20 protein-coding genes are annotated in these 22,653 nt (G+C 63.0%); 9 read left to right on the forward strand and 11 right to left on the reverse strand.

The features are described 5' to 3' along the window. Position 1: 1 nt before the first annotated feature. The 4 genes from BJI67_RS08200 to BJI67_RS08215 all read right to left on the reverse strand — a co-directional run bounded on the left by BJI67_RS08200 (position 2) and on the right by BJI67_RS08215 (position 4,835). On the reverse strand, positions 2 to 448 hold the full coding sequence (locus BJI67_RS08200) for an ExbD/TolR family protein (RefSeq protein WP_070072617.1): 447 nt from the start codon (positions 446 to 448) through the stop codon (positions 2 to 4). After that, positions 445 to 1,089 (reverse strand): MotA/TolQ/ExbB proton channel family protein, encoded by a 645-nt coding sequence (locus tag BJI67_RS08205; protein ID WP_070072618.1) that lies wholly within the window; start codon positions 1,087 to 1,089, stop codon positions 445 to 447. The genes BJI67_RS08200 and BJI67_RS08205 overlap by 4 nt, the downstream gene beginning before the upstream one ends. Positions 1,090 to 1,182: 93 nt before the next feature. Continuing rightward, the gene (locus BJI67_RS08210) at positions 1,183 to 2,460 is read right to left on the reverse strand and encodes an NRAMP family divalent metal transporter (RefSeq protein ID WP_070072619.1); all 1,278 of its coding nucleotides are present in this window, start codon (positions 2,458 to 2,460) and stop codon (positions 1,183 to 1,185) included. Positions 2,461 to 2,528: 68 nt separating this feature from the next. Beyond that, positions 2,529 to 4,835, reverse strand: coding sequence for a DNA internalization-related competence protein ComEC/Rec2 (locus BJI67_RS08215; RefSeq protein WP_070074047.1), 2,307 nt, complete (start codon positions 4,833 to 4,835; stop codon positions 2,529 to 2,531). Between the two features lie 175 nt (positions 4,836 to 5,010). On the opposite strand from BJI67_RS08215, the gene BJI67_RS08220 reads away from it, so the two are divergent. Further along, a complete protein-coding gene (locus BJI67_RS08220) occupies positions 5,011 to 5,544 on the forward strand; it encodes a DUF2062 domain-containing protein (RefSeq protein WP_070072620.1) in 534 nt (177 codons plus the stop codon). 30 nt (positions 5,545 to 5,574) lie between these two features. On the opposite strand, the gene lolD is transcribed toward BJI67_RS08220, so the two are convergent. Further along, positions 5,575 to 6,276 carry a lipoprotein-releasing ABC transporter ATP-binding protein LolD gene (gene lolD, locus BJI67_RS08225; protein WP_070072621.1) on the reverse strand — a complete coding sequence of 234 codons (702 nt, stop codon included), beginning with the start codon at positions 6,274 to 6,276 and terminating at the stop codon, positions 5,575 to 5,577. A 15-nt stretch (positions 6,277 to 6,291) separates the two neighbouring features. After that, positions 6,292 to 7,539, reverse strand: a complete 1,248-nt coding sequence (locus BJI67_RS08230) for a lipoprotein-releasing ABC transporter permease subunit (protein ID WP_070072622.1) — start codon at positions 7,537 to 7,539, stop codon at positions 6,292 to 6,294. Here BJI67_RS08230 and BJI67_RS08235 point away from each other — a divergent pair. The 5 genes from BJI67_RS08235 (at position 7,538) to BJI67_RS08255 (ending at position 13,686) form a co-directional block, all read left to right on the forward strand. Next, the gene (locus tag BJI67_RS08235) at positions 7,538 to 7,948 is read left to right on the forward strand and encodes a hypothetical protein (protein ID WP_231940821.1); all 411 of its coding nucleotides are present in this window, start codon (positions 7,538 to 7,540) and stop codon (positions 7,946 to 7,948) included. The genes BJI67_RS08230 and BJI67_RS08235 overlap by 2 nt on opposite strands. Positions 7,949 to 7,983: 35 nt before the next feature. Then, positions 7,984 to 9,054: an agmatine deiminase family protein gene (locus BJI67_RS08240; RefSeq protein WP_070072623.1), complete on the forward strand. Its 1,071-nt coding sequence runs from the start codon at positions 7,984 to 7,986 to the stop codon at positions 9,052 to 9,054. A 76-nt stretch (positions 9,055 to 9,130) separates the two neighbouring features. Continuing rightward, positions 9,131 to 9,328: a YgaP family membrane protein gene (locus tag BJI67_RS08245; protein ID WP_070072624.1), complete on the forward strand. Its 198-nt coding sequence runs from the start codon at positions 9,131 to 9,133 to the stop codon at positions 9,326 to 9,328. A gap of 81 nt (positions 9,329 to 9,409) precedes the next feature. Continuing rightward, positions 9,410 to 12,901, forward strand: a complete 3,492-nt coding sequence (gene mfd, locus BJI67_RS08250; RefSeq protein WP_070074049.1) for a transcription-repair coupling factor — start codon at positions 9,410 to 9,412, stop codon at positions 12,899 to 12,901. A gap of 11 nt (positions 12,902 to 12,912) precedes the next feature. Then, complete coding sequence (locus BJI67_RS08255; RefSeq protein WP_156782080.1) at positions 12,913 to 13,686, forward strand: CsiV family protein; 774 nt, start codon at positions 12,913 to 12,915, stop codon at positions 13,684 to 13,686. Between the two features lie 48 nt (positions 13,687 to 13,734). Here the strand turns inward: BJI67_RS08255 and BJI67_RS08260 are convergent, their stop codons facing one another. The 3 genes from BJI67_RS08260 to BJI67_RS08270 form a co-directional block, all read right to left on the reverse strand. After that, complete coding sequence (locus tag BJI67_RS08260) at positions 13,735 to 15,066, reverse strand: replication-associated recombination protein A (RefSeq protein WP_070072626.1); 1,332 nt, start codon at positions 15,064 to 15,066, stop codon at positions 13,735 to 13,737. Between the two features lie 15 nt (positions 15,067 to 15,081). Beyond that, positions 15,082 to 15,714 (reverse strand): outer membrane lipoprotein chaperone LolA, encoded by a 633-nt coding sequence (lolA, locus tag BJI67_RS08265; RefSeq protein ID WP_070072627.1) that lies wholly within the window; start codon positions 15,712 to 15,714, stop codon positions 15,082 to 15,084. 95 nt (positions 15,715 to 15,809) lie between these two features. Further along, a complete protein-coding gene (locus BJI67_RS08270; RefSeq protein WP_083250761.1) occupies positions 15,810 to 18,116 on the reverse strand; it encodes a DNA translocase FtsK in 2,307 nt (768 codons plus the stop codon). A 236-nt stretch (positions 18,117 to 18,352) separates the two neighbouring features. On the opposite strand from BJI67_RS08270, the gene trxB reads away from it, so the two are divergent. Genes trxB through aat form a run of 3 tightly spaced genes read left to right on the forward strand, consistent with a single transcriptional unit; the run spans position 18,353 to position 21,299 of the window. Next, entirely contained in the window at positions 18,353 to 19,318 is a 966-nt protein-coding gene (gene trxB / locus BJI67_RS08275) for a thioredoxin-disulfide reductase (RefSeq protein ID WP_070072628.1), read from the forward strand. A gap of 35 nt (positions 19,319 to 19,353) precedes the next feature. Next, positions 19,354 to 20,517, forward strand: coding sequence for a GNAT family N-acetyltransferase (locus BJI67_RS08280; protein WP_070072629.1), 1,164 nt, complete (start codon positions 19,354 to 19,356; stop codon positions 20,515 to 20,517). Beyond that, positions 20,514 to 21,299, forward strand: a complete 786-nt coding sequence (aat, locus tag BJI67_RS08285; RefSeq protein ID WP_070072630.1) for a leucyl/phenylalanyl-tRNA--protein transferase — start codon at positions 20,514 to 20,516, stop codon at positions 21,297 to 21,299. The genes BJI67_RS08280 and aat overlap by 4 nt, the downstream gene beginning before the upstream one ends. Here the strand turns inward: aat and BJI67_RS08290 are convergent. Both BJI67_RS08290 and BJI67_RS08295 read right to left on the reverse strand, forming a co-directional pair. Next, on the reverse strand, positions 21,296 to 22,039 hold the full coding sequence (locus BJI67_RS08290; RefSeq protein WP_070072631.1) for an S-methyl-5'-thioinosine phosphorylase: 744 nt from the start codon (positions 22,037 to 22,039) through the stop codon (positions 21,296 to 21,298). The two genes, aat and BJI67_RS08290, sit on opposite strands and share 4 nt — an antisense overlap. After that, complete coding sequence (locus BJI67_RS08295) at positions 22,036 to 22,647, reverse strand: hypoxanthine-guanine phosphoribosyltransferase (RefSeq protein ID WP_083250762.1); 612 nt, start codon at positions 22,645 to 22,647, stop codon at positions 22,036 to 22,038. Before BJI67_RS08295 ends, BJI67_RS08290 begins: the two co-directional genes overlap by 4 nt. Positions 22,648 to 22,653 lie beyond the last annotated feature (6 nt).

Raw genomic sequence — 22,653 nt, forward strand, 5'->3', positions numbered from 1 at the left:
CTCAGCGGCCGTTGCGTGGCGCGACTTTGTCCGTGGCGATGGACAGGCGGGAAAGTCCGAGCTGGCTGGCCACGTCCATCGCGGTCACCACCGCCTGATAAGGCGTCTTGACGTCGGCACGAATGATCAGCGGCGTCTTGTCCCCGGCGGTCGACTTGGCCTGGGCGAGTGCGCGGTAAAGAGTCTCGAAACGATTGTTCACCAGTTCCCGGCCGTCTAGGTAATAGTGCCCCTTGGCGTCGATCCCCAGCACCAGCGGGCTCTGCTTGTTAGTGATGACCGCACTCTCCGCCTTCGGCAGCTGGATCTTGAGTTCGGACTGGCGGCTGAATGTGGTGGTGACCATGAAGAAGATCAGCAGGGTCAGCACCGTGTCGACCATCGGCGTCATGTCGATGCCGGAACCCTCGGGCTGACGGTTGTGTCGGCCGTGGCGGCTGAAATTCATGTACCGGTTCTCGTCTTGCGCACCGTCGCCGTCGTACTGGACAGGTTGTGCAGACTGTCGACGAGCTGGATCGACTGGTCCTCCATCTCCACGGTCAGAGCATCCACGTACCCGCGAAAATAACGGAAGAAGATGTGGGCAGGAATCGCGACCAGCAGCCCGGCGGCCGTCGTGATCAGGGCCTTGGCGATGCCGCCGGCGAGAATGTGCGGATTGCCCACCCCCACCGAGGTAATCACACCGAAGACCTGAATCATGCCGAATACCGTACCCAGCAATCCCATCAGCGGCGAGATGGTCGCGATCGTACCCAAGGTATTCAGAAAGCGCTCCAAGTCGTGCACCACCTGGCGTCCGGTCTCCTCGATTCGCTCCTTGATCATCTCATGCGGCTGGCGTCGATTCGCGAGACCTACGGCCAAGATGCGGCCCAGCGGCGATCCGGTGGCGATGGCCTGGATGCGCTCGGCAGGCAATTCGCCGCGCCGTAACTCACCGACCACGGTTTCAAGCAGTCCGCGCGGCATGATGCGGGTGCGCCTCAGCGACCAGAAACGTTCCAGGATAATGGCCAGCGCAAGAATGGATGCGCCGATAATCGGCGCCATGACCCAACCGCCTGCCTTGACGATCTCGAACACGTGTCAATGCCTCGCTTTTTAGGATTGCCCGCAGAAACGATGCCGAATCATACACGGTACGCCCAAGTCAGGTTAAGCACGCAGCTCCGCACCCTACCCCGCACCACCGATCCACGAAAGCCCGCCGAAAAGTCCGAGACATGAGGTCAGCACGATCACGCTGCCGACGATCCAGGCATATAGCCCACGTAAGCGGTACGGTTCAGGCAAGGCACGCCGCCCCAGCATGAACAGAAAACCCAGCACCAGCGGCAGCAACAGGGCATTCATCACCTCAACCGCGACGCTCAGGGCAACCAGGTCATTTACCAGCCCCACGACCACCGCACCGGCCCCGACCACCAGGGAATAGACCGCGTAGAACCAGGGCGCACGCTGCGGACTGTCCTGCAGGGAACGTCGGTAACCGGCCACCTCGCCAAGCCCCCAGGCGGCAGCAAGCGAAACGACGATGGCAGCTACCATGCCCGCACCCAGAATGCCGATCGAGAACACCAAGCGACCGGGCCCTTCTCCGAGGTAGGGTGTGATCGCCTCGGAGATTTCCTCGACCGTATCCAGTGGCGCGCCTCCCGGATGCGTACCCAGGGTGGCGGCGGCCGCGACCAGCACGGCCGCCATGATGAGCTGGGTGATCACCGCACCCACCGCCGTGTCGATGCGCGCGTAGCGCAGCGCGTTCGCACGCAGACCTTTGTCGGCAATCGCGGACTGCTGATAGAACACCATCCACGGCATGATGACGGCGCCGATATTCGCCGCCACGAGGTAGAGGTAACCCGAATTGCCGAGCGGGAGGTTGGAAAAGCCCGCCAGCGCGGCATCCGGATTCGGATGTGCGCGCAGGGCGACCCAGAAAAAGGCCAGCTCGAAGGCCCCCATCAGCATCGCCACCCGCTCAACCCGCCGATAGCTACCGGTCCATACCACGACGATCAGGAAACCGGCTGCCAGAGTCAGGCTGAACGCGGCAGGCACGCCGTACAGGCGCCCAACGCTGACCATACCCGAGAACTCGGTGAGCAGCGCGCCCACGCAGGCCACTACCAGGGTCGACACCGAAAGCCATGCCCACCCCTGCCCGAATGTATCGCGGATCAGTTCGCCGTGGCCGCGCCCGGTGATCAGCCCCAGTCGTACGGTCAGTTCCTGGACAATGTATAGGATCGGAATCAACAGCAACTGCAACGGCAACAGATGATAGGACCACTGAGCTCCACTCTGCGCAGCAGTGATGATGCTGCCGACGTCGGTATCCGCCAGCATCACGACCAGACCTGGGCCGAATACGCTGACCATCAGCTTCCATCGCGTTGCGAATATCCTGCGCTCGCCGGGATGCAACGGCGGAGCCCCCATTGGTTTATTCATGAGCCCTCGTTAATGATGATGCTAATCATTCTCGTTATTACCTATAGAGCGCATTGTCGGACAAAGGTTCAATCCATGACTCGATATTTCATCACGGCCTGCCGAGTAACCATATCGGGAATGGATATATAGTGCCAAAAACTCGCATGACTCAGTCGATAACTGACCACATGCACATTGCGGGCTGCCATTGCCGGGAAGTCGACGCTGATCGCACCCAAGTCAGCAGTGTCGTAAATATCCGCACCAACCGCTCGATAGCGCTGCAGGACATTCGGGTCCGGGAAACCATAACGGTTGCCGAATCCGCTGCTGACCAATGCAATACGAGGTGATATCGCAGCAACCAGCTCCATCGAGGATGAGGTGCGACTGCCATGATGCGGAACCAGCGCCACGTCGGCCGCGAGTTGGCCCGGAGCGTGGGCGAGGAGGCTCTGCTCCCCGTTTTTCTCGACATCCGACAGCAGTAACGCGCTGCCGCCCGCCCCACTAATCCTGAGCACGCAACTGCGGTCGTTGCGCTTGCCGCCGGTGGTGTCGTCGGGGCTCAGAAAAGTGAACACGACCCCGTCCCAGCGCCAGCTCTGACCGGCTCGGCAGGCATTCGGACCCTGTGGGCCGGTCGTTTCAGACACAAGAAACGCCGCACGCAACGATGCCACCCCGCCGCGGTGATCCATATCCGCATGGGATACGACAAGACGATCGATTCGCGTGATGCCCTGTGCGCGCAAAAACGGGCCGACGATGGCTTCGCCCGCATCGAAACGCGGTCCATAACGCGGGCCAGCATCGTACACAAGCACATGATCCGCCGTCTGGACCGTGAGCGCGAGTCCCTGCCCAACGTCGAGTGCCGTGAGTCGCCAGGCACCCGGCTCGGGGGCAGCCCTTGCCGGGAGCAGCAGAGGAGCGATCAGAATCCAACCCACCCAGCGCGCCGGCCAGGCACGCGGCGCGAGCACGACGATTGCACCGAGCAGCGCGCTCGGCAGCACCCAGAACGCACCAAGCCCGAGCCTCCAGTGCGCACCTGGAAGCCCGGACAGCCATTCCAGAGCTGGCCACATGAAACCCAGCAGCCATGCACTCAAATGCAATAACGACGAAGCGGCGGAAGGCCAGACGGCCAGACCCAGCGTACCGATCAGAGCCAACGGCAAGACCAGCATGGCGATCCAGGGCACCGCCAGTAAATTGGCCAGCGGCGCCACCGGCGCCGCGCGCTGGAACAGAGCAATACTAAGCGGCAACAGCCCTACGGCGAGCGCCCATTGAACCCGTCCCCACTCCCTCCAGGCAAATGGACTCGCCACATGACGTCGACCGACAACTGCATAGAGGATGAAACCCACCGCTGCAAAAGATAGCCAGAACCCTGCGTTGTGCACGGCGAAAGGGTCGAAGATCAGCACCGCCAGCAGCGCCAGTGCCAGGGACTGGAATGGTCTGACCCGCCGCTTGAGCAGAACGCCGCCCATGACGACGAGCAACATTACCATCGCCCGTTGGGTCGGAATCGAGAAACCAGCTAGTAGCGCGTACCCTGCAGCGGCAAGCAGAGCTACCGCCGCAGCGCCCTGTGGTGCGCTCACGCGCAGTACCAAGGCGGGAACCGCTCCCCAGATGCGCCGCATCAGGGCGAATATCAAACCCGCAATCAAACCGATATGCAGCCCGGAAATGGCGATCAGATGGTTGGTGCCCGTCTGCAGCAATATGTCCCAGCGTTGTTCGGGAATGTCGCCGCGCAGCCCCAGTACCAGCGCGGCGATCACCCCGGCATTGTCGTCATCGCCAAGCGCTGCGTGCAGCCTTCGATTCAGCCATTGACGCGTGCGATCGACCCACACCTTTGCGCCAGCAACCTCGCCCAGCCGAATAGCTGCATGGGACGTGCGAACATAACCCGTCGCCCTGATCCCTCTCGAGAACAGCCATTCCTCGTAATCGAAACCGCCCGGGTTCATATAGCCATGTGGCGGTTTCAGCCGCACGGTCAACCGCCAGCGCTCTCCTGGATGTAGCAGAGGGCGAGGTCCAAACCAACTCAGACGCACGTACCCGGGCGGATGTTCAACCCGGCGGCCATCGAGCTCAGCAGAATCAACGGCAAACTCGAAACGAGTCGAACGGTTGTTTCGCTCGGGAACCCCGGCGACAACACCCGTAAGCACCACGTCCCGATGCATATCCTGGGCGGGCCATGCTCCACCGAGCAAACCGTCCGCACGCAACAAGGCCCAACCGAAACCGAGGACGCACCAAACCACGAAGCTTCTCGGCACACGCCATCGCACCCCTATACGGATGCCCGCGAGGATAATGGCAGAAACGGCAAAATAGACCGCCCATGAAGGCAGATCCGACATCCAGCCAAGCGCCAGAACGCCCGACAAAAACGCCAGCGCATATAGCGGCGTCACTAATTCCCCCCTTGCCCGCCATCGATACGACACGTATCTGTCATGCAAATGGACAAGCAGCCTAGCCCCAAACGCGGCATAATTAGCGAATATTTACGCCGCACTCCGCCGGTCGCGCCAGATGGCCAAACGCATCATCCAACGTCTGTTTCCGAATCATCAAGCCGTCAAGGAACATAAGGCCCTGCGCTTTCTCGGGCGCTGGCTGCACGACCCCAGCCTATGGCACCTGAACCGGCGCTCTGTTGCCGGGGCCTTCGCCGTCGGGCTGTTCATGGCGTTCGTGCCCTTCCCGGCCCAGATGGTCGGAGCCGCCCTGCTCGCCATCGTATTCCGGGTCAATCTCGCCATTTCGGTCGCACTGGTCTGGCTGACCAATCCCCTGACCATCCCGCCCATGTTTTACTTCGCCTATCTGGTGGGAACCTGGATTCTCGGATCGCCGGCACCCCACGACGGCAACTTTCATCTCACGGCAGCCTGGTTTCAAGCCGAGTTTAGCCACATCTGGCGTCCCTTGCTGCTCGGCAGTTTCGTGGTGGGCAGTACGCTCGCGGCAAGCGGCTATTTCGCCATCCGTATGCTGTGGCGAATACATGTGGTACACCGCTGGCGCCAGCGCCTGCGGCGTCAGCATCCGGACAACCTGTCCTGAGAGATCTGCTGGCAACCGCCAGGCAGTCGTTTACGACCCGCCGATCAGCACGCCGTCATCGAGTCGCAATACGCGGTCCATGCGCCGGGTCAGCAGGGCATCGTGGGTTACGATGACGAGCGCCGTTTCCAGCTCCTGATTGAGCCGCAGCAGCAATTGATAGATCTGGTCGGCATTCTTGCGATCCAGATTGCCCGTCGGTTCGTCCGCAAGCACGGCGCGCGGCTCGGTGATCACTGCGCGGGCGATGGCGGCCCGCTGACGTTCGCCGCCTGACAGTTCGCCCGGTTTGTGCTGGAGACGCCCCAGCATCCCGACGCGCTCGAGCAGCATACGCGCCCGCTGCGAGGCCTGCGTCGGGTGTGCACCACGGATCAACAGCGGCATGGCGACGTTTTCCAACGCCGTAAATTCCGGCAGCAGATGGTGAAACTGGTATACGAAGCCAAGCGCCTCGTTGCGCAGGCGTCCACGCGCGACGTCGGGCAGATGCCCCATGTCCTGTCCACACACATGCACCTCACCCTCGCTCGGCGTCTCCAATCCACCCAGCAGGTGCAGGAGGGTGCTCTTGCCGCTGCCCGAACTGCCCACGATAGCGAGTTTTTCCCCGGGCATGACCGTCAGATCGATACCGCGCAGCACCTCTACCTGGAGACCGTTCTCGCGAAACGTCTTCTTGAGACCACGGCACTGCAGCACAGGATCGCCGGATTGCAGGGTATTCAGCACGAAGCGGCCCCGTCGTCAGTCATAGCGCAATGCCTCCGCCGGCTGAGTGCGCGCTGCGCGCCAGGCCGGATACACGGTCGCCAGCACCGACAGCACGAAGGCGATTACGCCGATATGCAGCACGTCGCGCCACTCCAGATGGGAAGGCAACTGGCTGATGTAGTAAACCTGGGGCGAGAGAAACTGCACATGGAAAAGGTGCTCTATGGCCGGAACGATGGTCTCCACGTTGAGCGAAAGCAACACACCGCCCAGCACGCCAAGCAGTACGCCGATGAAGCCGATCAGCGTGCCTTGCACCATGAAGATACGCATCACCCGGCCGGGCGAAAGCCCCAGGGTGCGCAGGATGGCGATATCGGATTGCTTGTCCGTGACTACCATGACCAGGGTGGACACGATGTTGAACACTCCCACGGCCACGATGAGAAACAGAATCACGAACATCACCGTCTTTTCCGTTTTCACCGCGTGGAAGAAATTGGCGTTTTCCTCGGTCCAGTCGCTCACCCAATAGCGCGGACCGAGCGTATGACCGATACCCGCGGCGACCTGCGGAGCCGCCATCACGTTTTCGAGTTTGAGACGCAGACCGGTGACCCGGTCGTCGAGCCGGAACAGCCTGGATGCGTCCTGTATGTCGATGAAGGCCATGCTGCGGTCGTACTGGTACATCCCGACCGAAAAGACACCGACCACAGTGAACCGCCGAAAGCGTGGTAGGATACCGGCCGGCGTCACGGTGGTATCCGGCGTGATGACCGTTACATGATCGCCCGGCCCCACGCCGAGATAGGCGGCAAGCTCCTTCCCCAGCACGATCCCGAACTCGCCCGGCCGCAGGTTGGAGAGTTTGCCCGCCACCATGTGTCGACCGACATCCGAGACGGCACCCTGCTGTGAGGGCATGATGCCCTGGATCAGCACACCGCTGACCGCGCGTCCGGCCGTCACCATCGCCTCTCCCTGCACGTAGGGTGCAACCCCGGTCACCCCAGGTGTCCCTGCAATGCGTTTCTCCAGGGACTGCCAGTCGCCCACGCCATTTCCGTACTCGGTGATCGTCACATCGGACGCCATACCAAGTATGCGCTGTTGCAGCTCACGCTCGAAACCGTTCATCACCGACAGTACCGTGATCAGCGCGGTCACCCCTAGGGCGATGCCGAGCATAGAAATCAGGGTGATGAAGGAAATGAAATGGTTCCTGCGCTTTGCGCGGGTGTAGCGCAGCCCGATGAAAAGTTCGAGGGGATGAAACATGGCGGGATTAAACCATACCCGCCGTTTCCAGTGGAACGGGCGAAGCTTCTCGGAGCCGCTGGACGAGTGCTATAGTCGCAATCGTCGATTCATGCAGGAGACCGCCATGCTCATCCGCTCGCTGCTTGCGCTAAGCCTGCTGCTGGCCGGCGGTATCGCTCCCCTGGCCCAGGCCGAAGTCCTGATCATGCCCAACGGACACCCGCACGCCGCACGCCTGCAGGATCAGCCTCACCGCGGCATGACCATGCATCAGGTGCTCAAGCGTTTCGGGAAGCCAACGCAGCGTATCGCTCCCGTGGACAACCCGCCGATCACCCGCTGGGTCTACCCGCACTACACGGTGTACTTCGAGGACCGGTACGTCATTCACACCGTCGTGCACCCCGGTACCAGGCTCACCCCCTGACCGATCTCACCTGCGCTGCCCATAGAACAATCCGCATGACCTCTCAGATCACAAGACGGCTACCTGCCGAATGGGAGCCGCAGGATGGCGTCATGCTCACCTGGCCTCACGCCGGTACCGCATGGGCACCGCAACTCGCCGCCGTCGAGCGTGTCTACCGAGACCTTGCCGAGGCGATCACCCAACGGGAAACCGCATTCATCGTCTGCCGCGACGAAGCCCATCGCGAGGTAGTCGCCGCGCAGCTTGCCCATTTGGACCGCACCCGCATTCGCTACGCGCTCGCCCCCAGCAACGACACCTGGGCGCGCGACCACGGCCCCATCGCCATCTGCGACGGCGGCAAACCCCGTCTTTTGGACTTCGTGTTCAATGGCTGGGGCGGCAAGCATGCGCATGATCTCGACAATGCCATCAACCGCCACCTCGCCGAGTCCGCCGGATTCGCCTCGTCCATGACGCAGACCGACTTCGTGCTCGAGGGCGGCGCCATCGACACCGACGGCGCAGGCACGTTGCTGACCACGCGCCACTGCCTGCTGACGCCGACACGCAACCCCGAACTGAACGAAACAGCGATCGAGGACCGACTGCGACGCGAACTCGGCGTCACCCGCGTGCTCTGGCTCGATCATGGCGAACTTGCCGGCGACGACACCGATGGCCACATCGATACACTCGCCCGCTTCTGCGACCCGGCGACCATCGCCTACGCCAGCTGCGACGACCCGGCCGACGAACACTATGCCGAGCTCCTGGCCATGCGCGGCGAACTGGAAGCGCTGCGCCAGCGCGACGGCAATCCCTATCGGCTGATACCGCTGCCCCTGCCGCATGCATGCTACGACGATGAGCAACGACTGCCGGCAACCTATGCCAATTTCCTGATCATCAACGACGTCGTATTGGTCCCTACCTACGGCGACCCGACGGCGGACAAACACGCCCTGCGGGCGCTGGCCGACGCCTTCCCGGGACGGGAAGTGATCGGCATCGACTGTCTCCCGTTGATCCGTCAATACGGCAGCCTACACTGCGTCACCATGCAACTTCCGGCCGGTGCGCTCGCCACGCCGCCAGCCGACATGCCACCCCCCTGCACCTGAGCCGTGGAATGATCTATCTTCTGTGTGCCCGGGATTCCCGCATGAGGCATCCGGACATCACACGGAGGAGATCACCATGAACGCTAACGTTGGTACCCTGGACCGGATCGTCCGCATCATCATCGGCCTGGCCCTCATTTCGCAGGTATTCGTCGGCCTGCACACCCTTTGGGGCTGGATCGGCATACTGCCCCTCGCCACCGGCCTGATGGGCTGGTGCGGCCTTTATACCGTGCTCGGCATCCGTACCTGCCCCCTGCGCAAGGAATCCTGACCACCCCGCCGCCGCGATCCGCGCTGCAGATCGCGGCGAGCTGTGGGAGAATGGCGCGCCCTGTATCAGCCCTGCATCACCATGCCCGAATCGCTTTCCGCCAAACCACTTCCCACCAGCGCGGTCGATCCGCTGCGCCCGTCGCACCCCAGGGGGCGCAATGACAGCACGGCGCTGTACAACCTCAAGGGCGCCGCACTGGCGATAGCCGCTGCCGCAGCTGCGGACGCACACGCAGGCCCGACGCTGCTCATCACGGGCGACACCCAGGCCGCCTGGCATCTGGAACAATCCCTACGCTTTTTCCTCCCCCAGGGCGTCGAAGTCCTGCATCTGGAAGATTGGGAAACGCTTCCCTACGACGTCTTCTCTCCGCACGACGACATCGTTTCGCAGCGGCTGGCCGTGCTTAACCGTCTACCCACACTGCAACGCGGCGTCATCGTCGTGCCGATGCAGACGCTGATGCAGCGCCTGGCACCTCCTGTTTACATCCACGGTCACGCCCTGAACTTCCGCACCGGCGAGCGCCTCGACGTCGACACCTTTCGTAGAAGGCTCGAGGCAGGCGGCTACCGCGCTGTCAATCAGGTCATGGCGCACGGCGAATTTGCCGTACGCGGCGAGATCCTCGATCTCTATCCGATGGGTTGTCCGCAGCCCTATCGTCTGGACCTGTTCGACGACGAAATCGAAAGCATCCGAGCCTTCGATCCGGAATCCCAGCGCTCCGGGGATCAGGTCGAGAGCATCGAACTCATGCCGGGACATGAGTTCCCGCTCAACGACGAAGGCATCAAGACCTTTCGTCGGCGCTATCGAGAGCGTTTCGAGGGCGATCCGCAAAACAGCGCGGTCTATCGCGGAGTCAGTCAGGGCACCCCGCCTGGCGGTATCGAATACTACCTGCCGCTGTTCTTCGAACGCACCGCGACCCTGTTCGACTATCTTCCGCAAAACGCCCTGGTCCTGCTCGCAGGCGACGTATGGACCGCTGCTGAACGGCAGTTCGCGCTAATTGAAGAACGCCACGAACAACGCCGTCACGATATCGAGCGACCGCTGCTCAAACCGGCAGAACTGTTTCTGGACCTGCACGACCTGCAATCTGCGGTTGCCGGGCATCCGCGTCTCGCCTTGTCCTCTACACCCGGCCCAGAGACAGCGATGGATTCCGAGCAGGCTGAAACCGCGGCCCTCCCTCCGCTGCGCCTGGAACCCCGTGCCAGCGAGCCGGCCGGCGCACTGAGGCGCTTCCTGCACGAAACCTCCTGCCGCGTCTTGTTCACGGCCGAATCGGCCGGGCGCCGCGAAGCCCTGGCCGAACTCCTGCACGGCCACGGCCTGCAGCCCAAAACCGTGGAAAGCTGGAGCGAGTTCCTTGCCAGCGACATACCGCTCGCCTTGAGCGTGGCACCCGTCGAGGCCGGCGTCATGCTGCCGGGACGCGGCATTGCCATCGTCGATGAGCAGTCGCTCTTCGGACAGCGTGCCCAGCAGCACCGCCGCAACCGGCGCCAGACGCGCGACGCCGACGCGGTGATCCGCAACCTGACCGATCTCAATCCGGGCGCGCCCGTAGTCCACGAGGAACATGGCGTCGGCCGTTACCAGGGACTCAGCCGCCTGAATATCGGCGAGATCGAGGCCGAATTCCTGGTACTCGAATACGCCGGCGGGGACCGCCTGTACGTGCCGGTCGTCTCGCTGCACCTCATCAGCCGCTACACCGGCGCCAGCCCCGACGAAGCGCCGCTGCACAAGCTCGGCGGCGACCAATGGCAACGTCTGCGCAAGCGCGCAGCGGAAAAGGCCTCCGATGCGGCCGCCGAGCTGCTTGAGATCAATGCCCGCCGCGCGGCCAGGCAAGGCCAGTCCTTTATCGTTGACGGCGACGAATACGCCGCCTTCGCAAGTGCCTTTCCCTTCGAGGAAACGCCGGACCAACAGACCGCGATCAAGGCGGTGCTGGCGGACCTCGCAGCCCCGCACCCGATGGACCGCGTCGTCTGCGGCGACGTTGGCTTCGGCAAGACGGAAGTGGCCATGCGCGCAGCGTTTGCCGTGGCCCAGAGCGGGTGGCAGGTCGCCATCCTGGTACCCACCACTCTGCTCGCCGAACAGCACCTGAACAACTTCCGCGACCGCTTTGCCGAATGGCCGTTCCGCATCGAATCGCTGTCCCGCTTCCGCAGCAAGAAGGAGCAGGATGGCGTGCTCAAGGCGCTGGTCGAAGGTACCGTCGACATCGTCATTGGCACCCACAAACTGCTCTCGCCCGAGGTGCGCTTCAAGCGCCTGGGACTCGCCATCGTCGACGAGGAACACCGTTTCGGCGTACGCCACAAGGAACGCCTGAAGCAACTGCGCGCCGAGGTGGATCTGCTCACCCTGACCGCCACGCCGATACCGCGCACGCTCAACATGTCGCTCTCCGGCCTGCGCGACCTGTCGATCATCGCCACTCCGCCACCGCGCAGACACACCATCAAGACCTTCGTGCACGAATGGAGCGACACGCTGATCACCGAGGCCTGCGCACGCGAGCTGAGCCGCGGCGGACAGATCTACTTCCTGCACAACGAGGTCAAGACCATCGAACGCTCGGTGGCCCAGTTGCGCGCGCTGATGCCCCATGCTCGCATCGGCATGGCCCACGGCCAAATGCGAGAGCGCGAACTCGAACAGGTGATGCTCGACTTCTATCACCGCCGCTACGACATGTTGGTCGCCACCACCATCATCGAGAGCGGGATCGACGTGCCCAACGCCAATACCATCATCATCGATCGCGCGGATCGCCTCGGCCTGGCCCAGCTGCATCAGCTCCGCGGACGCGTGGGGCGGTCGCACCACCGCGCCTATGCGTATCTCATCACCCCGCCGCGCAAGGCGCTGACCCCGGATGCGGTCAAACGCATCGAGGCCATCGAAACCCTCGGCGACCTCGGCGTCGGTTTCAGCCTCGCCACGCACGATCTCGAGATCCGCGGTGCCGGCGAGCTTCTCGGAGAGGATCAGAGCGGACAGATCCAGGAGATCGGCTTCACGCTATACAACGAACTGCTCGAACGCGCTGTGGACGCGCTCAAGGCCGGCAAGCTGCCGGAACTGGAACGCCCCCTGGACCATGGAGCCGAGGTCGATCTGGCGATGCCCGCGCTGCTGCCCGACGATTATGTAAGCGACGTACACAGCCGACTGATTCTGTACAAGCGCATCGCCAGCGCGGCAACGGAAGAGGATTTGCGCGAGCTTCAGGTGGAACTGATCGACCGTTTCGGACTGTTGCCCGACCCGACCAAACACCTCTTCGAAATGACGCGGCTCAAGCTGCGTCTGGCGCCGCTCGGCGTTCGCAAGCTGGAGGCCGGTCCGCAAGGGCTGCGTATCGTCTTTTCCGAACTGACCTCAGTCGATCCGGCACGCCTCATCGCCCTGCTCCAGTCGGACCCGCAGTGCTATCGTCTGGATGGCCAGTACAAACTGCGCGTGACTCGACCGCTGGACGCAGTCGAAGATCGCCTGGACGCGATCGAGGCCCTGATCGCCAAACTCACGCCTGCCGCCTAGTGGGAGTCAGCATGCCAGGAATTCAGACCCACCCCCTGATCGCCTTGCTTGCGGCAGCCTGCAGCTGCCTTGCTTCCGGCGTAGTCGCGGCCGCTGCGCCGCCGGCTGTCGAAAACAGCTACCGGGTCGAGATGATCCTGTTCGCATTCAACGATCCCGACAACTTCAACCAGGAAATGTGGCCGCAGAACCCGCCGCCACCGGTCGCCACTAATGCCCTCGACCTCTTCAATGGCCAGCAGGCACCGGGATTCAAGGTGCTGCCGCCCAGCGAATATGCTCTGACCGGTGCCGCACGCAGGCTCCAGGCCAGCGGCCGCTACACGGTTCTGGCGCACGTCGCCTGGGAGCAGCCCGGCCTTTCCATCGACCAGGCCGTGCCCATCGAGATCGATGCTGGACGCGATTACGCACCGTTGTACCCGGCACTGATGGCGCCCCGTTACGTGAACCAGAATGGGCAGACCGTGGAAATACCGGCCCCGCAGCACCTCTATCGGCTGTCGGGCACAGTCAAGGTGGTACTCAGCCGCTACCTGCACGTCTACACCGACCTCGTACTGAATGTTCCCACCCAAAACCTCCCGGGTCCGAACAATCAGAACCAGCTGATCGAGGACACCGCGGTGATCGACAACCCTCAGGCGCAACCCGCGCCGGGTGGAACCTTGACCGAGGTCCACATCGTCGAACACCGTCGTACGCGCAGTCGCAAACTGAACTACATGGACAACCCAATGTTAGGCATCCTGTTCGAGATATGGCCGGTCGGCGACAGCCGGTAAAAAGATAGAAATGACTTTAGGAAAAATACATTATTTATTGTTTTTATTTTACTTACTACCTCGCGCATCACGATCCCGCGCACGCAATGCCGCCAAACGCTCCTTGATCTTCGCCTCCAGCCCGCGGTCGCTCGGATCGTAGTAACGCTCCTCCGGCATGTCATCGGGGAAATACCGCTCGCCGGCCGCATAGGCGTCGGCTTCGTCGTGCGCGTAGCGATAATCCTTGCCGTAATCCAGCGAGCGCATCAAGGCGGCCGGCGCGTTGCGCAAGTGCAGCGGCACGTCCAGGGTGCCATGGCTGCGCACCGAAGCCATGGCCGCATGGTAGGCGACATACACCGCATTGCTCTTGGGTACGACCGCGAGGTAAACCACCGCATGCGCGAGCGCCAGCTCGCCCTCAGGCGACCCCAAACGTTCATAGGTATCCCAGGCGTTCAGGGCGAGTTCCAGGGCACGCGGGTCGGCATTGCCGATATCCTCGCTGGCCATGCGCACAAGACGGCGCGCGACGTAGAGCGGGTCGCAGCCGCCGTCGAGCATGCGGCAAAGCCAATACAGGGCGGCATCCGGGCTCGAACCGCGCACCGACTTGTGCAAGGCCGATATCTGGTCGTAGAAATACTCGCCGCCCTTGTCGAAACGGCGCAGAGACTGCGTCGCCACATCGACGATGACCGCCGAGTCGATCCTGCCGGCATGCTCGGGGGTATCGGCCAGGTCCGCGGCCAGCTCGAGCAGATTGAGGGCGCGCCGCGCATCCCCATCTGCCGCAGCCACGAGCTGCGACATCGCCTGTTCGTCGATCTCAAGCCCGAGACCGCCCAGCCCGCGCGTCTCGTCCGTCAGTGCCTGGGCGATGACCGCATGGATATCATCCTCGCCCAGCCCCTTGAGCACATAGGTACGCACGCGCGAGAGCAAGGCGTTGTTCAGTTCGAAGGAGGGATTTTCCGTCGTGGCACCGACGAAAAAGACTGTGCCGTCCTCGACATGGGGCAGGAAGGCATCCTGCTGGGCTTTGTTGAAGCGATGCACCTCATCCACGAACAGCACTGTCGGGCGATGTTCGGTTTCGCGCGCCAGGCGGGCCTGGGCCACGGCCTCGCGAATGTCCTTGACCCCGGACAGGACGGCGGACAGGCTCAGGAACTGGGCCGCCCCCTGCTGTGCCAGCAGACGGGCCAGTGTCGTCTTGCCGGTGCCGGGCGGTCCCCACAGAACCATGGAATGCAGACGACCCTCGGCGATGGCACGCCACAGCGGTTTGCCCGGTGCCAGGAGGTGGCCCTGACCAATGAAATCATCGAGCCGGCACGGCCGCATGCGGTCGGCCAGCGGCCGATACCCTTCGGCGCTATGCTCGTCCTTGCCCATGCCGCGCCAACCCGGTCACATCCCGTTGACCACATCCACGCCGGGAGGCGCGGAAAACACGAAATCGGTGGCGGGCAGGCTGCTGTTCTGTACCAGATGATCCAGTTCGATGACCGTGCGGTGCCCGAACTGGTCGTACAGCACCATCTCTCGGACCAGCCCCTGCTGCAACCCAAGCCGGATACGCTCGAATTGGGCATCGTGCAATTGCTTCGGCATCAACTGGACCCACGACATACCGTTGCTCTGGCCCTCGTCGCTGAGCGTGAAACTCTTGCTCAGCGGCGTACCGCCGCCGAGCAGCATGATCGGCGCCTGCCCCAGGCGCTTGGCCACGGGGCTGACCGTGACCTGTGCGAGATCCCTATCGTAGACCCACATCTTCTTGCCGTCGGACACGATCTGCTGTTCATGCGGCTTGAGATAAGACCAGTTGAAGCGATCCGGCCGCGCCAATTCGAAACTGCCGGTTGTGGTACGCAGCAAGGAGGAACCCTGGGTTTCGTAGACGCGTTGCGTGAAATCGCCCTTGAGGGTGTGGGTTTGATTGAAAAACTGCTCCAGCTCGGCAATCGCATCGGCATGCGCCGGGAATACGCACAGCAAGCCGACGAACAACAGCAAGGGCCGCAACAACCTGAACGACATGGGAGTACTCCGGGGAGTGGCGTGGACGAAAAGAAGGATCTAGCGGTGGCGCCAATGCAGGAGCATCTTAGCACCCGCCTGGAGATCGCGGCAGGTTAGGCCTCAGGTGGAGCAGCCGCAAGAACTTCGCGATTCCCGTTGGCCTGCACCGGGCTCACGATGCCGGCAGCCTCCATATCCTCGATCATCCGTGCGGCGCGGTTGTAACCGATCTTGAGGCGGCGCTGGACGTAGGATATGGAGGCCTTGCGCGATTCGGTGACGATGGCAACCGCCTGGTCGTAGAGGGCATCGGTCTCGCGCTCGTCCCCTCCCTGCTCCAGCCCGGGAATGCCGTCACCCGGCAGGGGTTCGTTGACAATAGCCTCGATGTAATTGGGACGCCCGCTGCGTTTGAGCGCCTTCACCACGCGGTGCACCTCCTGATCGGCCACGAAAGCACCATGCACACGGTCCGGCAGCGCCCTGCCGGGCGGCAGGTACAGCATGTCGCCATAACCCAGCAACTGCTCTGCGCCCATCTGGTCGAGGATGGTGCGCGAATCGATGCGTGAGGATACCTGGAACGCGATGCGCGTCGGGATGTTGGCCTTGATCAACCCGGTGATGACGTCGACGGACGGCCTTTGCGTGGCGAGGATCAGGTGGATGCCCGCCGCACGCGCCTTCTGCGCCAGGCGCGCGATCAGCTCCTCGACCTTCTTGCCGACCACCATCATCATGTCGGCGAACTCATCCACCACCACCACGATGAACGGCAGCGGTTCGAGCGTCGGCGCCGGCGCTTCGGGATCGAATGCGGCAGCGGCGTTGTACAGCGGGTCCGCGATCGGCTGTCCCTGCTCCTTGGCTTCCTGCAGCTTGCGGTTGAAGCCCGCCAGGTTGCGCACCCCGAGCATGGACATGAGCTTGTAGCGGCGTTCCATTTCGGCCACACACCAACGCAGGGCGTTGGCGGCGTCCTTCATATCCGTCACCACCGGCGTCAGCAGGTGCGGGATGTCGTCGTAGACGCTGAGTTCCAACATCTTCGGATCGATCAGGATCAGCCGCACTTCATCCGGAAGCGCCTTGTACAGCAGGCTCAGCAGCATCGCGTTGACCGCAACCGACTTGCCGGATCCGGTGGTGCCCGCCACCAGCAGATGCGGCATGCGGGCCAGGTCCGCAACCACCGGTATACCCGCGATATCCTTGCCGAGCGCCAGGGTCAGGGCCGACTTGGATTCGTCGTAGGCCTTGGAGCGCAGCATCTCGGACAGCGCCACCACCTCGCGGTGCTCGTTCGGTATTTCAAGGCCGATGACGGACTTGCCTGGAATGACCTCGACGATGCGCACGCTGACCACGGCGAGCGCGCGCGCGAGATCCTTGGCGAGATTGGTGATACGGCTGACCTTGATGCCTGCCGCAGGCTGCAGCTCGAAACGGGTGATGACCGGGCCCGGATGCACTGCGACCACGGTCACCTCGATCCCGAAGTCGGCCAGCTTGAGCTCTACGAGGCGCGACATTGCCGCCAGGGCCTCCTCGGAATAGCCTCCCTCCGTGATCTGCGGGGGATCGAGCAATGCGAGCGAGGGCAAACCACCTGCCCCGGGCTCGCCCTCGAACAGCTGGATCTGGCGTTCCCGCTCCACCCTGGCGCTGATCTGGGGCTTGGTCAGCTTGGGTTCGATCTTGGGTTTCGGCTGCTGCGCACGACGGTCGGTCTTCACCTTGACCGCTGCCTCGCGCGTCTGGCGCACCTGATTCGATTCTCGACGCTCGCGCAGGGCGCCGAGCAGGTGTGCCGTAAAACGGGCACAGGCCACGGAGAAGCGACCGGTCAGGTCCATCAACCTGAGCCAAGACAAGCCGGTCGCCAGGGTGACCCCGGCGAGAAACACGCCAAGCAGCATGAGCGTGGCGCCCAGGCGGCCGACTAACGGTGTCAACCGGTTCGAGACCAGATCGCCCAGAACACCACCTGCGTCCAGCGGCAGATACCCGGCGGAAAAGTGCATGGTGGCAAGTCCACAGCCGGAAATCAGGGTAACCGCAAACCCGAGCCAACGTAGGCCGAAGGCCGCCGGATCGAACTCGCCGTCGGTGGAACGACCGCGGAAGATCAGGTAGCCGCTGTAGATCACCATCAGCGGCGCGAGATAGGCCAGATAGCCGATGAAGTAGAGAAAGAAGTCGGCAAACCAAGCCCCGGCGCGTCCCGCAAGATTGGCGACCGGCCGCCCGCTACCCGTCTGCGACCAGCCGGGATCGCCGGCGTGGTAACTGACCAGGGCTAGCAGCAGGTACAGACCTGCCGCGCCGAAGACGAACAGCGCCCCTTCACGCAGACCGCGCGTGCGACTGACATTGAGTGCCTGCAGCCAGCCGCGTCTTGGTGTGGTCGTTTCGCCCAAAATACTTCACACTCCCAATGAAATAAACTGGCTATCAGTTTGATAGAACAAGCATTTCATTGCAATTCAGACTTGCAATCGGGTGTTCGTGCGATCAGATCGCACAAGATCAGCACGCTTTGCCGGCATAGACGGTTTCACGCTAACATCCGCGCAGCTTGAAAGCCGAACGCGCAGCCCCAAGCTTGCTTGTTCGACGGCATGCCACGCACATACGACGACGCAAGGGATTATACATGAGCGCTCCCCGCCACAGCCGCCTGCTGATCCTCGGATCGGGGCCGGCCGGATACACTGCCGCGGTCTACGCCGCGCGCGCCAACCTCAAACCCCTGCTCATCACCGGGCTCGAACAGGGCGGTCAGCTGATGACCACAACCGATGTCGACAACTGGCCGGGCGACTATGACGGCGTACAAGGTCCCGACCTGATGGACCGCATGCGCAAACATGCCGAACGATTCGGTACGGAAATGCTGTTCGACCACATCCACACGGCGCAACTGGACGAGAAGCCCTACACCCTGATCGGCGACTCCGGCACCTACACCTGCGATGCCCTGATCATCGCCACCGGCGCCTCCGCCAAGTACCTGGGCCTGCCCACCGAGGAATCCTTCAAGGGCAAGGGTGTTTCCGCCTGCGCCACCTGCGACGGTTTTTTTTACCGCGGGCAGAAGGTCGCCGTCGTCGGCGGCGGCAACACCGCCGTCGAGGAAGCCCTGTACCTGTCCAATATCGCCTCGGAAGTGGTCCTGATCCACCGGCGCGACACCCTGCGCGCGGAAAAGATCATGCAGGATCACCTGTTCGAGAAGGCACGTAGCGGCAACGTCCGCCTGCTGTGGCACCGCGAAGTCTCCGAAGTCCTTGGCGACGTGAGCGGCGTCACCGGCCTGCGCCTCAAGAACACCGAGGACGGATCCTCGGAAGACATCGACACCATGGGCGTGTTCATTGCCATCGGACATCAGCCGAACACGGCCCTGTTCGAGGGCCAGCTCGAAATGCGCGGTGGATACATCACGGTCAAGTCCGGCCTGGACGGCGAGGCGACAGCGACCAGCGTGCCCGGCGTGTTCGCGGCAGGCGACGTCATGGATCACGTCTACCGTCAGGCGATCACCTCGGCAGGTACCGGCTGCATGGCGGCACTGGACGCGGAACGCTATCTGGACAGGCTGGCCCACCTCAAGGCCTGACCCGGTCCTGACCGGCACGGCCCGCGGAGGATCGCGTGGCGCTCGAAATCAGCATTCAGCAAGGACTGGGTGACGTTGATGCGGACGCCTGGGATGCGCTGGGCGGCGACCGCAACCCGTTTCTCAGCCACGCCTTTCTGCACGCGCTTGAAACCACCGATTGCCTGCAGCCTTATGGCTGGCACCCCTATCACCTGCTGGTTCGCGATACCGATGACGGCGGTCGCCTGCTGGCTGCCACACCGCTCTATGCCAAGACCAATTCCTACGGCGAATTCGTGTTCGACTGGGCCTGGGCTGGCGCCTACGAGCGCAACGGCAAGAATTACTACCCGAAGCTCGTTTCGTCCATTCCGTACACCCCGGCCACCGGCAGCCGTCTGCTGGTCCGGCTAGACGCACCGAACCCGGATGCACTGGCGGACTTGATGATTGCGCAGACGATCGAATTCGCGCGCAACAACCACCTGTCCGGCATGCACTGGCTGTTCACGCCGGAAACCGAAACCGAACGTCTGGGATCGCACGGACTGATGCGCCGTCTCGGCTGTCAGTATCACTGGGAGAACCGCGGCTACGCCGACTTTGCCGACTTTCTCGCGGCCTTCAGCTCGCGCAAACGCAAGAAGGTGCAGCGCGAGCGAAGACGCGTAGCCGAACAGGGTGTCAGCCTGCACGTGCTGCATGGCGACGAACTCGATGACGACATCATCGAAGCGTTTCACGGCTTCTATCTGAACACCTTCGAGCGGCATATGGGCGTGCCCACCCTCGGCCTCGATTTCTTCCGCACGGTGGCACGCGCGCTGGGACCGCGCTTTGTCCTGGTGATGGCGCGCCGCGATGGCGAATGGCTGGCCGGCGCGGTGAACTTCCGCGGCGCCGACACGCTATACGGGCGCTACTGGGGCTGTCGGGAAACCGTCGAGGACCTGCATTTCGAGGCGTGCTACTACCAGGGAATCGATTATTGCATCGCCGAAGGCCTGAGCCGCTTCGAACCGGGTGCCCAGGGCGAGCACAAGATCGCGCGCGGCTTCCTGCCGACCCGGACCTGGTCGGCGCACTGGATCGCAGACCCGGAATTCCGCGTGCAGCTGGAACGCTTCTGTCGCCACGAGCAGAGTCTGATGGAACGCGAGTGCACCGAACTGATGGCGCACTCCCCGTACCGCGACACCCCTGAGGCCGGGGAGTGAAGCCACTGGCCTGGCTCGACCCGGGCACCCCGGATCAACCCTTCCCGCCCGTCGGCAACGCTCTTGAGGAACCCGACGGCCTCCTCGCCGCGGGCGGCGATTTGTCGCCCGCTCGCCTGCTCAACGCCTATCGTCATGGCATCTTTCCATGGTACGAAGCCGGTCAACCGATCCTGTGGTGGTCGCCGGACCCGCGTGCCGTGCTTTTCCCTCGCGAGTTCAGGCTGCACCGCAGCCTGCGCAAGACCCTGCGGCAGGGACACTTCACCTATACCGTCGACGAGGACTTCGACAGCGTCATCGCGCAGTGTGCGGCGCCACGACATGGGGCGCCCGGAACCTGGATCACCCCTGAAATGCAGCTCGCCTACCGACGGCTGCACCGTCTGGGTCATGCCCATTCGGTCGAAATCCGGGATGCCCAAGGTCGCTTGGTGGGCGGGCTCTACGGCATCGCACTCGGCCGCGTGTTCTTCGGCGAGTCCATGTTCAGCCGAGAGACCGACGCCTCCAAAGCGGCCCTGGCCGTCCTGGCCGCACAATTGGAGGCTTGGGATTTCGCGATGATCGACTGTCAGCAGGACACGCCACACCTGCGCTCGCTCGGCGCACGTCCGCTTGCGCGCAACGACTTCGTTACCCTGCTATCGAAGCATTGCGCACGCGAAGGCGTTCCCGGTCCCTGGAAAATCGACGCGGAACTGCATCCTGAGATCTGGCACCCCGGGCATCCCCGCACCGGAGAAACGCACAGCGACAATTCAGGGTTTGCAAGCCGCTAGAGCAGCGGCATCAGAGCCTCGAGCATGCGCGCCACGTCGCTCATGCCCGCATCCAGGTTGCGGCCGACCTCTTCCATGGTGATCGTCGCATCGGGACCGCGGCCAGCCGCCCAGTTGGCAACGACGGCACAGGTGGCGTAGGCGAGTTCCAACTCGCGCGCCAGCCCCGCTTCAGGCATGCCAGTCATTCCGACCAGATCGCAACCGTCGCGCGACATGCGGTCGATTTCGGCACGCGATTCGAGTCTCGGCCCCTGCGTCGCGCCGTAAGTCCCGTTGTTCATCTGTCCAAGCTTGGCCGAATCGCAGGCCGCGATCATCGCGCTGCGCAGCGCTCTATCGTAGGGCTCGGTGAAATCGACATGGGTCACCTGGCTGAGACTACCCTCGAAATAGGTATGTGCCCGCGACCAGGTGTAGTCAATGATCTGATCTGGAATCGCCAGCCGGGCAGGTTTCATTTCCGGGGTAATCCCGCCTACCGCCGCAACGGCGATGACCCGGGTGATGCCGATGTGCTGCAACGCCCACAGGTTGGCCCGGTAGTTCACCTGATGCGGCGGGATCGTGTGTCCGGGGCCGTGACGAGGAATGAAGGCGATCTCACGTCCGAAAAGATGTCCGTGGGTCACCGGCCCCGAAGGTTCTCCGTAAGGGGTGTGGATGACCTCGCGATGGATGATTTCGAGCCCACTCAGGCGCGTCAGGCCGGTTCCGCCGATAATTGCAACGTTCGTCATGCGTCTTCCGCGAGCAAACTGTCCGGAACCGCGTAGATGCCAGGCGCGTTGCGCAGATATTCGTGATAGTCGAGGCCATAACCGAACACGTATCGATCCTCGACGTCGAGTCCGGAGAAGTCGGCCTTGATACCCTGGTACTTGCGGTCATGCAGCTTCTCGACCAATACCGCCGTCTTGACGCTGGCGGCACCTGCATCACGGCAACTACCGAGCACCGCATGGAGCGTATGACCTTCGTCGAGAATGTCATCGATCACCAGCACGTGGCGATCCTGCAGTGAGATTTTAGGCGCAACGCGCCATTCGACCTCGTGTCCACGGGTGCCGCTGCGATAGCGGGTGGCATGAAGATAGTCGACCTGCAGAGGAAAATTCAGCCGCGTCAGCAGCTGCCCCGCAAATACGAAACCGCCGGTCATGACGACTAGCAACAGAGGGTTAATATCCCCGTAAGCCTGGGTTATCGAACCGGCGAGGGAATCGAGCGCGCCGGCCACGGCTGCGGCATCGTAGATGCAGTCGGACTCGCGCAGAACACGGGCCGCGTCCTCGGGACCCGGCCCCGTGGACGGCACGGTCCGATTGTCGGGTGCTGTGCCGCCCATGGTCGT

The sequence above is a fragment of the Acidihalobacter aeolianus genome, assembly GCF_001753165.1.
Classification (GTDB): Bacteria; Pseudomonadota; Gammaproteobacteria; order DSM-5130; family Acidihalobacteraceae; genus Acidihalobacter; species Acidihalobacter aeolianus.

Bases quoted from the DNA above. Each gene is read 5' to 3' on its own strand.
- BJI67_RS08260 (WP_070072626.1), bottom strand. From the start codon at position 15,066: ATGGGCAAGGACGAGCATAGCGCCGAAGGGTATCGGCCGCTGGCCGAC.
- BJI67_RS08215 (WP_070074047.1), bottom strand. From the start codon at position 4,835: ATGTCGGATCTGCCTTCATGGGCGGTCTATTTTGCCGTTTCTGCCATT.
- lolA (WP_070072627.1), bottom strand. From the start codon at position 15,714: ATGTCGTTCAGGTTGTTGCGGCCCTTGCTGTTGTTCGTCGGCTTGCTG.
- BJI67_RS08235 (WP_231940821.1), top strand. From the start codon at position 7,538: ATGGCGGGATTAAACCATACCCGCCGTTTCCAGTGGAACGGGCGAAGC.
- BJI67_RS08290 (WP_070072631.1), bottom strand. From the start codon at position 22,039: ATGACGAACGTTGCAATTATCGGCGGAACCGGCCTGACGCGCCTGAGT.
- BJI67_RS08210 (WP_070072619.1), bottom strand. From the start codon at position 2,460: ATGAATAAACCAATGGGGGCTCCGCCGTTGCATCCCGGCGAGCGCAGG.
- mfd (WP_070074049.1), top strand. From the start codon at position 9,410: ATGCCCGAATCGCTTTCCGCCAAACCACTTCCCACCAGCGCGGTCGAT.
- BJI67_RS08295 (WP_083250762.1), bottom strand. From the start codon at position 22,647: ATGGGCGGCACAGCACCCGACAATCGGACCGTGCCGTCCACGGGGCCG.
- BJI67_RS08255 (WP_156782080.1), top strand. From the start codon at position 12,913: ATGCCAGGAATTCAGACCCACCCCCTGATCGCCTTGCTTGCGGCAGCC.
- BJI67_RS08200 (WP_070072617.1), bottom strand. From the start codon at position 448: ATGAATTTCAGCCGCCACGGCCGACACAACCGTCAGCCCGAGGGTTCC.
- trxB (WP_070072628.1), top strand. From the start codon at position 18,353: ATGAGCGCTCCCCGCCACAGCCGCCTGCTGATCCTCGGATCGGGGCCG.
- BJI67_RS08220 (WP_070072620.1), top strand. From the start codon at position 5,011: ATGGCCAAACGCATCATCCAACGTCTGTTTCCGAATCATCAAGCCGTC.
- BJI67_RS08230 (WP_070072622.1), bottom strand. From the start codon at position 7,539: ATGTTTCATCCCCTCGAACTTTTCATCGGGCTGCGCTACACCCGCGCA.
- BJI67_RS08240 (WP_070072623.1), top strand. From the start codon at position 7,984: ATGACCTCTCAGATCACAAGACGGCTACCTGCCGAATGGGAGCCGCAG.
- BJI67_RS08245 (WP_070072624.1), top strand. From the start codon at position 9,131: ATGAACGCTAACGTTGGTACCCTGGACCGGATCGTCCGCATCATCATC.